Below are 12,531 nucleotides of genomic sequence, written 5' to 3'. Positions count from 1 at the left end.
ACCTCACAGAATTGGCCTGACGGCCAATGCGCCTTGGACCGGGCTTGCTATATGAGGGCCGCACGCTCCAAGGCGCTCGCCCCAAACTGGCCGACTTTTGCTCCGCCACAATGGCCGAATTTTACTCCGCCGTTGACACCTAAGAGACTTCTTGGAGGTTGTGACCCCTGAACTTGACCTGCCACGTTCGATGGATGTCGAGATGTATGGCACCGATTTGCGGCGTGACATGTACGAGCGGTTTGAAGACGTTCACGATTTTCTCTGCGACATGACAGGCAAGACCCCGTTCTTCGCCAATCTCGAAAATATGCTTCGCGAGAGGCCCGTTCCAGAGTTGGACGCGACTGCTGTCGCAGTGTCGAAGCTACGGAGCCAGTTAAGGCGCCTACCTGACGAGGACGCCCGAACGTTTCTCCAGAATTTCGCGCTCTAAGTCAGTCTGCGTGGTCTTTCCAATCTTGATAGAGGGCAGCGGCGGTCGCCGCTTTCGGGGTTGGGAGCGCTGTCTGGAGCAGCATATCCGTCGAGACTGTGGCAACCCGTAGGGCGTTCTCGGGTGCGTCGCGCCACTCGAAAGGACGATTGGCGGCCTTCAGGATTTCCTCCATGTGGAGCGGTGTCTGCGCGGCGACGTTGATCACGTCGGGGCAGGTGTCCAGCGGGCAGGTAATCGCGCACGCAATCAAGTCGGCAAGATCAGCGATCCCAACAAAGCTACGCAGGGGGCCTTTGCCATCCGCAAACCGATCAAGTGTGACCTTGGATGTCCCTGCAAGTGCACGAGATATCGCGTCAGCCCCGATGACATTTGCCACGCGCAGGATGATCGGGCGGGGCCCTTCGGCTGACCGCAGGTAGCTCTCCATTTCGGCCTTTGCTTGGCCATAGCTGTTTACCGGTGTCGGAGTCTGGCGCTCTGTGGCCTGATTACAGTTTCGACCGTAGACAGACTGCGTCGAAAGGTGAATGACACGATCCGCGCCCGTCTGCGCCCCAAGCTGCTGTGCCTCTTGGGCAAGGGTCAAGTTGGCGCGCGTCTCTTCGAGCGTCCCAAAGCACACCCCCCAGAGGCCGACGATAGCGCGCGCGCGTGGCACGATAGGTGCAGCGCCGACCAGCCATTCCTGCCAATCCGGGCCAGTCGAACGAGCGACGGCGGCAACAGAAAAAGAAGGCGGTTTTCTGGACCAAGCCCGCAGAATGCGGCGTCCGACCTGTCCATTTGCACCCGTCACAATTACTGGATCTGAAGCACTCACCGAACACGCCTTTCTTTCGGAGTTTTTCCGCCAAAACGAGGGTTTCCCCGTGTCATGCGGGCATCTTTCTAAACCTGTTCGTAAAGCTTGTCTTGGACGATGCTGGAAAAAATGGCATCAACATCGCCAATTGTCAGAGGAATTAGGGTTCCATTATGCTGCGTCTGGTTTTCAGCCTTGTTCTTGTTGCGGCCGTGGCAGGCTGCGCGGTGCCCCGCGGATCGGTGACGAAGGGCGAGATTCTAAGAGGCTCGAACAGTGAGGATGCCAGCTTTGAGGTCGTGGATCTAACGCCTGCCAGCTTGGCCATGGTGGAAAAGTGGCCACGCACAGGTGGCGGTCTGAAGCACGGATGGATCGGCGGAAATCGTGGAGCCTCGAACTACGTGATCCGCTCTGGCGACGTTCTTTCGCTCAGCATTTGGGACAGCCAAGAGGACTCTTTGCTAACCGGTGTTGGTCAGAAGGAAGCGCGTGTCTCCCAAGTGCGCGTGTCTTCTGGTGGCAGTGTTTTCCTGCCTTATGTCGGGAATGTGCAGGTCTCTGGTTTGACAATCGAATCTGCGCGCGATGACATCGCTCGCCGGATGGAAACGATCGCACCTTCCGTTCAGGTTCTGGTTTCGGCGGAGCCTGGGCAAAATAACATCGCACGCGCAGTCGATGGCGTCAGAGAGCCCGGGTCCTATCCCCTGCCGGACCGGCGCTATAGCGTATTGAACCTGATTGCAGATGCCGGCGGGATTTCAAATGCGATCCAGAACCCCGTTGTGCGCCTCATGCGGGGCGGAGCAACCTACGAGGTTTTTGCATCTGATCTGACCGAAAACGGTAACCTCGACACTGCCCTACGCGGTGGTGACAAGGTCATGATCGCAGACGTTCCGCAGAACGTTGCCGTGACAGGCGCGATCGGCCGTGAAGTTCTGGTGCCGATCAAGCATCCTGTGACCGTGCTCGAGGCTGTGACAACCGCCGGTGGTCTGGCCGATGCACGGGCGAATCCCAAAGGGCTGTTGGTTCTACGCCGCTATCCGCACACGGCAGTGCGCTTGGATACCCACGGTCCCAACAAGGATCTGGTGATCTTTGCGCTTGATATGACGCGTGCCGAAGGTTTGTTTGCGGCGCAAGATTTTGAGGTTTACGCAGGAGATATTGTTTACGCGTCGGACTCGCCTCTGGTGTTGATCAACAATTTCCTCGACGTTTTCCGTGCAAGTGGCGCAACATATACCCAAGCGAACAATCTGCTGAACTAATCGAGCTTTCTTGGTGGGGCGGTGGATTGATCAAAGGCCACCGCCTGGCATCTGATAAAGATTTGGTAAATCCAAAGGTTGCACAGCTGTGCACTTGTTTACTCTGGGTGCGTTTGCTGCAGGCATCGCAACCACGGAGAAACCCCAATGACTAGCGCGTCCCCCCGGCTTGATTTGCCGATGATCCAGCCGTCCCAGGCTCAGAAGCATGTCACCCATAACGAGGCGATTCTGAGGCTGGATGGCGCAATCCAACTGGTCTTGCAGGGCCTGTCAGTGGTCGAGCCGCCCGAGTCCCCGATTGTTGGGCATGCCTATTTCACTTCGGACGCGTCGACGGGTGCGTGGTCGGAGTATCCGCGCATGGTCGCGACTTGGACAGAGAGCGGTTGGATCTATCTGCAGCCCTTCGCGGGTTGGATGGCTTGGGATGCCGTTGAAAATCGCGCTGTTGTGTACCTGAATGACGCGTGGTCGTCTTTGCCCGTTGACCTGCAGAACCTGCCTTCGGTCGGAATTGGGGCCACAGCGGATGCCACGAACCGCCTTATCGTTGCATCTGAGGCGGCGTTGTTCACCCATGCGGGCGCCAGCCAGCAGATCAAGATAAACAAAGCCACGGCAGCCGATACGGGAAGCCTAGTTTTGCAAACCAACTGGGCTGGACGGGCCGAAATTGGTCTGTGCGGAGACAACGCCCTGCACCTGAAGGTCTCGGATGGCTCAACATGGTTCGATGCGCTGGTCTTTGATCCGACCAACGGGGTCGCCAGTGGTACTGCTGTTCAGTCTTCACCGACAGACACCACGCAGGGCAAGCTGATGCGGGCCGACTACGGATATGGACCAGGAAATATTCTTGGCCCTGTCTCGTTTGACGGGACAACGCCAACTGGTGGGATAATTGAGCGGATCGAGAGCGCATCCGGCACAGTCATACGTTTTGCTGATGGTACTCAGATTTGTTCGGAAACTGTGACTCTTGCAGGCGCTACGACTTCACTTGGCAATATTTACGCGTCTGACGCTGCGATCTGGACTTATCCTGCGGCGTTCTCTGATCTTCCCAAGCTGTCATTCGAGGCGCATGGTGCAAATGGTGTTTGGGCCAGCGCCACAGATGTAACACCGAGCGTGACAGAGGCGCCCTTGATGGCTCTCAGTGCCCTTTCAACGACCGCTTCGATCCAAGTTAATTGCATCGCCATCGGGCGCTGGTAAGTCCTAGGAAATGAGCTGAGCCGTGGTTTGGTTGCCAAAGTCGTCATCGGGCATCGACCATTTGAATGCCGCTGCGCGCACAGCTTCAGTGTCTCCGGCCTCTATCGCGAGTCGGAGGTCGTTCAGCGCAGACGCAACCTGAATTTCAGAAAGGTGGCTTTCGCGCGCACGAAGAATTTTTGGGTGGGGCGTGGTTAACATGTCCTGCCCAATCAGAAGCTCTTCGTGCAATTTTTCACCTGGACGCAATCCAATATAGCGAATCTCAATATCGCCGTTTTTGTTTTCGTGATCGCGAACCGAGTATCCTGATGCTTCGATCATTTGCCGCGCGACCTGAGCGATTCGTACCGGCTGCCCCATGTCGAGAACGAAGACATCCCCGCCTCTGGTGAATGATCCTGCCAAGAGCACCAAGCGCGAGGCTTCGGGGATCGTCATAAAGAAGCGCGTGACCTCGGGATGTGTCACAGTGACTGGGCCACCGGCAGCAATCTGCTCTTCGAAGAGCGGGATGATCGAGCCCGACGACCCCAGCACGTTCCCGAAGCGGACCATGGAAAAACGTGTACCACCATTCCGGGTAGCTAAATCTTGGATCACGAGTTCCGCCAGACGCTTTGACGCGCCCATGATATTCGACGGGCGAACCGCCTTGTCTGTCGAAACCAGAATGAAACGTTCGACACCCACGGCACGCGCTGCTTCAGCGGTGATTTTTGTTCCGAAAACGTTGTTCCAGAGACCCGCGATCTCGTTGTTCTCGACCATTGGGACATGTTTGTAGGCTGCCGCGTGTAAAACGACTTGGACGCCTTTGCTGCGCATGACACGCTCGATGCCCTTGCGGTCCGTGACAGAGAGCAAGATAGATGCGATTTTGATTTTACGGTTGAGGGCGTTGAGCTCTTTGGAAATGGCGTAGAGCGCGAATTCACTGTGATCAACCAAGACAATTTTGCGCGGCTTGCAGGCGACGATCTGTCGGCAAAGTTCCGATCCAATCGAACCACCTGCACCAGTGATCATGACCACCTTGCCTGCATAGCTCTCGCCTGTTTGGGGAATCTGGTCTTCGAGACGCGCACGGTTAAGGACGGCGTTCGCATCAAAACGTTGCTCTTCGTTACCCGCGGACCGGTTCATCATGTCTGCAAACGAGGGCAGAAGACGCGTTTCGCATCCCATTTCGTTCAGCCGGCGTGAAATCTGCCGCTGCCGCGGCAAGCTGACTGACGGCATAGCCAAGATAACGCGATCAACCTGCATTTTGTCGCAAAGGGATTTGATCTTGATCGGAGAGTGAACGCGCAAACCCGAGACGGTTTGGCTTTGGAGTGTTGGATTGTCGTCCACGAAACCAATGATCTCAGTGGTGCGGTCTGTTTTCAATGCAGCAGCAAGTTGTTGGCCCGTCTGTCCTGCGCCATAAATCACAATGCGCAGACGGTTATCTCCGCGCCGATACACTGCCAACAGAACTTGCCGCGCCAATGCGCGAGCTCCGATACTCAGAAGGCTATTGCAGGCAGCTGTCGCGATCCAAGCGCGCAGCGGGATTTCAATTCCAAAAAGCTGAACAAGCGTGCCGCCGATTACGGCGACGGCGAGTGCCGCAAGCGTGCTGAGACCAGCGCACGCCATGTCATAGCTATTCAGCCGGATGTGATGCAGCCCGAGAATCAGTGCCGCGCCCATTGCAACAATAGCCACGCTTCCAAACATCAGCGCTGCTTCGATACCATTCTGGCTCGCGACAACCCAAGAGAGGCCGACGAGATGAAGCGCAATGAGTAATGAAATAGGGGCGACCACAACGTCTAATGCAAGTATCAGAAGCGTTTTGTGGGCGCGGGTCATCCGCATTAGTAAATTGTAAAGTAGCATTTAAATTTTCCGGATGCCTGAACTTCAGACCACGCAAAGAATAAACCGTGAAACAGAGCGTCCCTACCGATATACGCGAGTCTCTGTTTCGAAGCCACCTTACAAAGCGCCAATGACCGCCACAGCGCACATTTCCGGCGACTATTTGCGCAAAACAGTCTGTTTGAGCAACCAAAGGTCCATGCAAATGGTCCGGTTTTCCTGATAAATCAAATCCAGAGTTGCCTTTCGCGGAACACATCGACGGGAATAAACCGCATCTGTTTCTTCCGAGTTTTCGCATTCTTTGAGCAGCGTTTCTTCGTGTTTATGAAAGAAAACCGTCGCCAAACCGGTGATTCCGGGGCGGGATCGAAGAACCTGATCATATAGTTCGGGGAACTTTTCGACATACTGACGCAAGGGCGGGCGTGGGCCGACAAAGCTAATGTCACCTTTCAGAACGTTGAAGATTTGTGGGAGTTCATCTAGGCGAAATCTACGCAAGAACTTGCCCAACGGAAAAATACGAGCGCTTTTGTCTCCGCCTGAGACACCGCTGTCCTTAGGGACGACTTTCATTGTGCGGAATTTCAGCAAAGTGAAGCCGGTCTGTGTATCCCTCATACGTTCCGATCTGAAAAATGCGGGAAAACCATCACTAACAATAATGACTATATAAATCAGACAGATAAGTGGAAGAAGAAGGGGTAGAAGTATCAAAGCTAGCGCCAGATCGAACAGGCGTTTTGAGTTGGGCATTGGGGAGAATTCCAAAACGTTGAAGGAAGGCGCTCCTGATGAAGGCGCTACGAATAAGCCGTGTCCTTGTTGCATCATTCCTGTTCGAATTTGCAACACTCGGATGCGGGAAGCGGGCTGACCGGCAAATGGGACTGGAAAAATACACCATGGTGTGCCACCTCTTAGACTAGACCTGTTTGCGTCTGGGGCGAACGGGCCCTCATGCTTTGGAGATAGCAAGATGAAGAAGTTTATTACCCTCACCGCAGTAGCTGCTCTGGCAGTATCCACCTCGACCGCGGCTGTTGCTCAGTCGGGCACAGAATCCGGTATGGGCGGCGCAAGCACCAAACTCAGCGCGATGTCGGCAACGGTAACCCCCGGCATGGCAGCAGCCATCATCGGCGGTGCGATCGTTCTGGGTATTGCTCTGGGTGGCAAGGACAGCGACTCGGACGACGATTCGTCGGCAACCACTTCGTCCAGCACCAACTAATTTAGGTTGGTCAGGGATTCGAAAGGCGCGGTCACTTGGCCGCGCCTTTATTTGTGCCCTGCTAATCTCGCCTCAGGCGGATCTTAGTGGCGCAGGTGTTCGATCGTAAGATGACCGTTTGTGTCATTCAGCCACTGCTCTGAACGCAGGAGCATGTTGCTGCCGGGAACATATTCATAAATATTCCTAAAGGCTTTGCCCGGTGTTGTGCAGTTTTCTGTCATCTGTTCAGCATCGCCGGCACTCAGGCGGCAATCATACATCACAGAAATTTCGTGACCCTCTGCGTCCAGAGTCCGCAGAACGCGCTGATAGTCTCCGCTGGCGCGACGCTTCAGTAGCTTTGGCAGTGGGCCGTTCTGCGATGACATCAGGTCTGAACCCAGCCGCCTCGTCTCTGCAAGCACGCCGCCTTGCAGGGTTATTGTGACGTCGTCGCTCGAGGCATAGATCCGATAATCCCCGGTTTCCGCGCTCAACGCGTAAAAGTCGGCTTCGTCGGTTTTACGTCTGCTTACCAGAATAATCGGCAACGGCACCGCCTCCAACACTGTCGGAGCAAGAGCCCGAATGTCGCTAATCGAGGGGCTTTCGTCCTTAGCTCCCGTCACGTTCTGTTTCAGGGTCGTGAAGGCAAGCTCAAAGAGCTCGCGCCGCGACTCTTGCCGTCCAGTCGTTCCGCAAGCACTCAAGACGCCAAGCCCCAAAACCGCAGTCACAATCAGTCGCGTGCCTCGTTTCATCGCCAGAACCTCCCGTACTCTTGATCCAGAGAGGGGCGATGGTATTCGGCCAATCCGCCATACAATCTGTTCCTGACGCTCAGTCGCGCCCCGCCGTTCCGCTGGAGTGGTCTGATGACCTCGGTAAAGGTTGCGCGACGGGGGCTCTGCAAGATGTAGCTGAGCGGCATCGTAAACATGATTCCTTTGTCAAAGCTGCCTTCGCCAAAGTCTTCGGCGGACATGTCTGTCTGGGTTGCAAAGGCCCCAAAGGTCCAACCATTGTCGAAGGTACGCAGGAGTGTGACGGTCGCGCCCTTGTCGCCAGCTAGGTACTGACCCACGTCGAGGCGTCCGAAATAGCCGTTTCCAAAGTCATAATATGCCGATGCGTGACCGGTCGTGACTTCATAGTCACGGAAATCGAAGCGGCGATCAAATTCACGCTGTCTCACGCGCGACACTTCGACACCAAGGGCCAATGGGCTGTCCACTGGCTTCCAAAGAACTTCACCCGAGACACCGCCGTACATGTTCTCCAACAGACCCGCGCGTCCACTGACATAAATATTCCGGAAAGGATGGGCCTGATAGTACAGCGCCAGCGACTCAATGCCGAACGGATCGTCGTAGTACAGTGGTCCCAACGTCCGGACTGGCGGTACCTTGCCCCCGTAATCCGGAGCTGACTCGGCGATGTCTCCGAAGAAGCGATAGGTGGCTGATCCGGCGATCTTGAAGTTTTCATTCAGGTTCAGTGTGCTGCGGAACCGCACGCCGAAATCCGCGCGGAGGGGCCGGTGCACGTCAAAGTAGCCTGTCTGATAGTAGGGCGCGATCTGGTAGTCGAAGCTGGGATATAGATCCTGATCAAAATCGGGCATCTTTCCGGCAGCGTCATCGACGACCATACGTTCGCGAATAGCGTTCACCGTGGTGAACTGCATATTCTCAAGGTCGGTGCGCTGGAAGGTGATCCGAGATGCGCCCAAGCCGTTTGACACGGGAATGATGTGGAACGTTTCGATCGAATAAGGAAGCTGGCTCGCCATTGCGCGGGCTGCCCGTCCAATCGCCTGAGGTTCTGCATCGTACTTGCTGTTCTCGAGCAGGAGCGTTGCCTCACGCGCTGAAACTTCCAAACCCTTAATCTCTAGGCCATCGCGGTCAAGTTGCTTTTGCAAGTTCCCGCGAATGGTCGGCAGCGCGGCATCGCCCATCTCTGTCCAGCCAAGCAAGTCGGCCTCTCCGGGCGCGCGAACACGCACAGGAAGGGGCGCATTCTCGGTCCCTGTGGGATTGGGGCTTTTGCGCGGATTAAGACGGAAACTCGCCTGCACCCCGAACTTGTCTCCGTTCAGGGCAAAGAGCGACAGACTGCTGTCACCCCCCAGATCGTAGCTCAAAGAGAAATTCAGCGGAGACTTGTTCTCGTGGAAACCCGCAGCCTCTTCGGCGTCGAATGCATCGCTGGAGTATTCCGCCACCAAGCGCCATTTGTCATTGATGTCCCAGCTCAGACCAGCAAATGGCGCGACGTCGCCTTTGAAGTAGTTGTCGACGTTGAACGTTCCGCCCCGTCCTTCGAAAACGAATGATCCGGTGCCGGTTTCCGAAATCAGGCGGGTTGGACGGTCACCGATTGTCGTGATCGGATCATAGCTCCCCAGACGTCCGAACCCGATGCCCCCGGTGAGCGAGAAGCCGGGAGCAATGGTTTTGGTCGCAACCAAATATTCGCCGGAATACAGGCCCGTGCCCGCAAAATCCTGAAGACCGATCGCAACCGAGGGCAAATAGGCCGTCTCGTCAAAGATGCGATACCGCAAATCAAAGCTACGGTCGAAGTAGGTGTCTTGGCCTTGGAACGGGTTGATTGCGCCATCGACGCCTGCGTAGCGGAAGGTCGCGCTGATCCGGTCCGAGAACTGGAAGGTCAACGCGGCAGCACCCGTCCCTTCCATGAACGTGAAAGTAGAGGTCGCTTCACCGTTCGGCGCGAGGTGGGCGTCGGGCAAGGTGATCAGGCCCGGTGTGCCCCAGATCGTGTAGTTCGTTTCCGAAGAGGAATCTGCCGCGATTGCGCTACTTGCAGCGCACAGACAGCACAGTGCAACCGATCCCTTCAGATGCCGCCACGTGCCGCAGAGTGTCTTGCCTGTCAGTACTTTAACCACTGTGATCGTCCATGAAATGCTTGTTCCAATCCGCACTGCCCCGCCCCTTGGCCCATGCCGTCCTGACACTAACCTGTGCCGCGCGTTCCGTCCAATCGTTGTTCATTGGCCAGAGACAAAGCGCCTACAGGATTTGGGGAAAAGCATTTTGCTGGATCAGAATTGCTGTTAGTGGATGAGCCTTAGACGATATCGGGATAGACAGTCAAAATGACAGAGAACGAAATCTCGCAATTCGCGCAGGATGTCTTGAAGGCAGAGCTTGATGCGCTGGCTCTCATGGCAGACGCGCCCCCTGCACAGATCCCCGCTGTGGTGCGCCTGATTCAGGCAAGCACGGGACGCGTTATTGTGTCGGGCATGGGCAAATCCGGCCATGTGGGCGCGAAAATGGCAGCAACCTTTGCCAGCACCGGCACCCCCGCGCAGTTTGTGCACCCAGGCGAGGCCAGCCACGGCGATCTGGGGATGATCACCAAGAGCGACGTGGTGATCCTGATTTCGAACTCCGGCGAGACCAAGGAACTGGCCGACATCATCGCCCACACCCGCCGCTTCGGGATCAAGATGGTCGCGATCACCAAGAACGCGGACAGCACCTTGGCGCAGCAGTCGGACTACTTGTTGCAACTGCCCAATGCCCCCGAGGCCTGCGCGATCGGCATGGCGCCGACCACTTCGACCACGCTGACCATGGCGCTGGGGGACGCGGTCGCGGTTGCCCTGATGCGCATTCGTGGCTTCGAGAAAGAGAACTTTTTGGCGTTCCACCCCGGTGGAAGCCTTGGCGCGCAGCTTCTGCCTGTTGCGGCCCTGATGCACAAAGGCGACGAGCTGCCGCTCGTGGACGAAGAAACCACTATGGGCGACGCGCTGGTGCAAATGTCGGCCAAGGGCCTTGGCATCGTCGCCCTAACCGAGACCGGCAAGCTGAACGGCATCATCACCGACGGCGACTTGCGCCGGAACCTTGATGGCCTGATGGAAAAAACTGCCGGTCAGGTCGCCACCCGTGGCCCCCGCACGATCCGCGAGACTGCCCTCGCCTCCGAGGCGCTTGGGATCATGAACGACAACAAGATCACAACCCTCTGCGTCACCACCGAAGAGGGTGTGCTGCGGGGCATTATCCACATCCACGACTGTTTGCGCGCAGGTGTTGCATGAGCACTGTTATCCTGATCCCCGCCCGTTACGCCTCGACCCGCTATCCGGGTAAACCGCTGGTTCAATTGCATGGCGCGACTGGCATCGCGAAGTCCTTGATCCAGCGTTCTTGGGAAGTGGCGCAGGCTACCCCCGACGTTGATGCGGTCTATGTCTGCACGGACGACGACCGGATCGCCAACGCGGCCAAAGCGTTCGGCGCCGACGTTCTGATGACTTCGGAATTCGCCAAGAACGGCACCGAGCGCTGCGCCGAAGCGGTCGCCCAACTGCCCGAAGACACCGATCTGGTGGTCAACCTGCAGGGCGACGCGCCCTTGACCCCCGTCTGGTTTCTGACCGCCCTGATCGACGCGATGAAGGCTGACCCCGATCTGCCTGTCGCCACCCCCGTCCTGCGCTGCGACGCCGAGACCTTGAATAACTTCCGCGAAGACCGCCGCGCCCGCCGCGTGGGCGGCACCACCGCCGTGTTCAACACCCACGGCCACGCGCTCTACTTCTCCAAAGAGGTCGTGCCCTACACTGGCGAGGATCCCGCGACCCACGACAACACCCCTGTGTTCCACCATGTTGGCGTCTACGCCTACCGTCCCGCCGCCCTGAAAGCCTATACGTCATGGCCCGAAGGCACGCTGGAAAAGCTCGAAGGGCTGGAGCAGTTGCGCTTCCTCGAGAACGGCCAGTCTGTTGCCTGTGTACAGGTCGAAGGCCGTGGCCGCGTATTCTGGGAACTGAACAACCCCGTCGATGTGGAACGCATTGAATCTGTGCTGAAAAAGGAAGGCACCGAATGAAAACTGTCACCGTCCGCGACATCAAGATCGCCCAAAACCTGCCCTTCGTCCTGATCGCAGGTCCCTGCCAGCTCGAAAGCCTGGAGCACGCGCGCATGATGGCCACCGGCATCGCCGAAGCCTGCGCGGCCTCGGGCATCCAGTGGGTCTTCAAGGCCAGCTATGACAAGGCGAACCGCAGCTCCCTGTCCGGTGAACGCGGCCTTGGGATGGAAAAGGGCCTAGAGGTTCTGAACACCATCAGCGAGGAATTCGGCGTCCCCACCATCACCGACGTCCACGAACCGTGGCACTGCGCCAAAGCCGCCGAGGTCTGTGACATCCTGCAAATCCCAGCGTTCCTGTGCCGCCAGACCGACCTGCTGCTCGCCGCCGGTGAAACCGGCAAAGCGCTGAACGTGAAAAAGGGCCAGTTCCTTGCCCCTTGGGACATGGGCAACGCGGTCAAGAAGATCGAAAGCACCGGCAACCAGAACATCATGCTCTGTGAGCGTGGCACCACATTCGGCTACGGCCAGCTGGTGTCCGACATGCGCGCATTGCCGATCATGGCCGAAACGGGCTACCCAACCGTGTTCGACGCCACCCACTCGGTCCAGATGCCGGGCTCCAAAGGGACCTCGACCGGCGGTCAGCGTGAATTCGTCGAACCCCTGGCCCGCGCGGCGCTGGCGGTGGGCACTGCCGCGGTCTTCATCGAAACCCACCAGGATCCCGACAACGCCCCCTCGGACGGCCCCAACATGGTCCCGCTGGCAGAGATGACGGCCCTCTTGAAACGCCTCAAGGCCTACGATGACCTGACCAAGGGCTGACC

At 57.3% G+C, this 12,531-nt stretch carries 12 protein-coding genes; 7 read left to right on the top strand and 5 right to left on the bottom strand.

Features of this window, described 5'->3' with window-relative positions:
- The first annotated feature begins 160 nt into the window (after positions 1 to 160).
- The gene (locus tag AB9K37_RS13330; RefSeq protein ID WP_369839597.1) at positions 161 to 436 is read left to right on the top strand and encodes a hypothetical protein; all 276 of its coding nucleotides are present in this window, start codon (positions 161 to 163) and stop codon (positions 434 to 436) included.
- Between the two features lies 1 nt (position 437).
- Here the strand turns inward: AB9K37_RS13330 and AB9K37_RS13325 are convergent, their stop codons facing one another.
- A complete protein-coding gene (locus AB9K37_RS13325; RefSeq protein WP_369839595.1) occupies positions 438 to 1,262 on the bottom strand; it encodes an NAD-dependent epimerase/dehydratase family protein in 825 nt (274 codons plus the stop codon).
- A 155-nt stretch (positions 1,263 to 1,417) separates the two neighbouring features.
- Here AB9K37_RS13325 and AB9K37_RS13320 point away from each other — a divergent pair, with 155 nt between their 5' ends.
- Positions 1,418 to 2,524, top strand: a complete 1,107-nt coding sequence (locus AB9K37_RS13320) for a polysaccharide biosynthesis/export family protein (RefSeq protein WP_369839592.1) — start codon at positions 1,418 to 1,420, stop codon at positions 2,522 to 2,524.
- Between the two features lie 147 nt (positions 2,525 to 2,671).
- The gene (locus tag AB9K37_RS13315) at positions 2,672 to 3,745 is read left to right on the top strand and encodes a DUF2793 domain-containing protein (protein ID WP_369839589.1); all 1,074 of its coding nucleotides are present in this window, start codon (positions 2,672 to 2,674) and stop codon (positions 3,743 to 3,745) included.
- 3 nt (positions 3,746 to 3,748) lie between these two features.
- On the opposite strand, the gene AB9K37_RS13310 is transcribed toward AB9K37_RS13315, so the two are convergent.
- Both AB9K37_RS13310 and AB9K37_RS13305 read right to left on the bottom strand, forming a co-directional pair.
- Complete coding sequence (locus AB9K37_RS13310) at positions 3,749 to 5,632, bottom strand: polysaccharide biosynthesis protein (RefSeq protein ID WP_369839587.1); 1,884 nt, start codon at positions 5,630 to 5,632, stop codon at positions 3,749 to 3,751.
- Positions 5,633 to 5,773: 141 nt separating this feature from the next.
- Positions 5,774 to 6,448: a sugar transferase gene (locus tag AB9K37_RS13305; RefSeq protein ID WP_369839584.1), complete on the bottom strand. Its 675-nt coding sequence runs from the start codon at positions 6,446 to 6,448 to the stop codon at positions 5,774 to 5,776.
- Between the two features lie 148 nt (positions 6,449 to 6,596).
- On the opposite strand from AB9K37_RS13305, the gene AB9K37_RS13300 reads away from it, so the two are divergent.
- Positions 6,597 to 6,851, top strand: a complete 255-nt coding sequence (locus AB9K37_RS13300; protein ID WP_369839582.1) for a hypothetical protein — start codon at positions 6,597 to 6,599, stop codon at positions 6,849 to 6,851.
- Positions 6,852 to 6,934: 83 nt separating this feature from the next.
- Here the strand turns inward: AB9K37_RS13300 and AB9K37_RS13295 are convergent, their stop codons facing one another.
- The gene (locus AB9K37_RS13295; RefSeq protein WP_369839579.1) at positions 6,935 to 7,594 is read right to left on the bottom strand and encodes a YjbF family lipoprotein; all 660 of its coding nucleotides are present in this window, start codon (positions 7,592 to 7,594) and stop codon (positions 6,935 to 6,937) included.
- On the bottom strand, positions 7,591 to 9,750 hold the full coding sequence (locus AB9K37_RS13290; RefSeq protein WP_369839576.1) for a YjbH domain-containing protein: 2,160 nt from the start codon (positions 9,748 to 9,750) through the stop codon (positions 7,591 to 7,593). Before AB9K37_RS13290 ends, AB9K37_RS13295 begins: the two co-directional genes overlap by 4 nt.
- A 210-nt stretch (positions 9,751 to 9,960) precedes the next feature.
- Between AB9K37_RS13290 and AB9K37_RS13285 the strand changes: the two genes are divergently transcribed.
- Genes AB9K37_RS13285 through kdsA form a run of 3 tightly spaced genes read left to right on the top strand, consistent with a single transcriptional unit; the run spans position 9,961 to position 12,529 of the window.
- Positions 9,961 to 10,917 (top strand): SIS domain-containing protein, encoded by a 957-nt coding sequence (locus AB9K37_RS13285; protein ID WP_369839573.1) that lies wholly within the window; start codon positions 9,961 to 9,963, stop codon positions 10,915 to 10,917.
- Complete coding sequence (locus AB9K37_RS13280) at positions 10,914 to 11,714, top strand: 3-deoxy-manno-octulosonate cytidylyltransferase (RefSeq protein ID WP_369839571.1); 801 nt, start codon at positions 10,914 to 10,916, stop codon at positions 11,712 to 11,714. Before AB9K37_RS13285 ends, AB9K37_RS13280 begins: the two co-directional genes overlap by 4 nt.
- Positions 11,711 to 12,529: a 3-deoxy-8-phosphooctulonate synthase gene (gene kdsA / locus AB9K37_RS13275; RefSeq protein WP_369839568.1), complete on the top strand. Its 819-nt coding sequence runs from the start codon at positions 11,711 to 11,713 to the stop codon at positions 12,527 to 12,529. The genes AB9K37_RS13280 and kdsA overlap by 4 nt, the downstream gene beginning before the upstream one ends.
- Positions 12,530 to 12,531: the final 2 nt, after the last annotated feature.

Origin of the sequence: Donghicola sp. XS_ASV15 (assembly GCF_041224595.1) — a bacterium.
Classification (GTDB): Bacteria; Pseudomonadota; Alphaproteobacteria; order Rhodobacterales; family Rhodobacteraceae; genus Donghicola.
The sequence above is the reverse complement of the archived record's forward strand: the minus strand, read 5'-3'. Positions and strand labels throughout refer to the sequence as shown.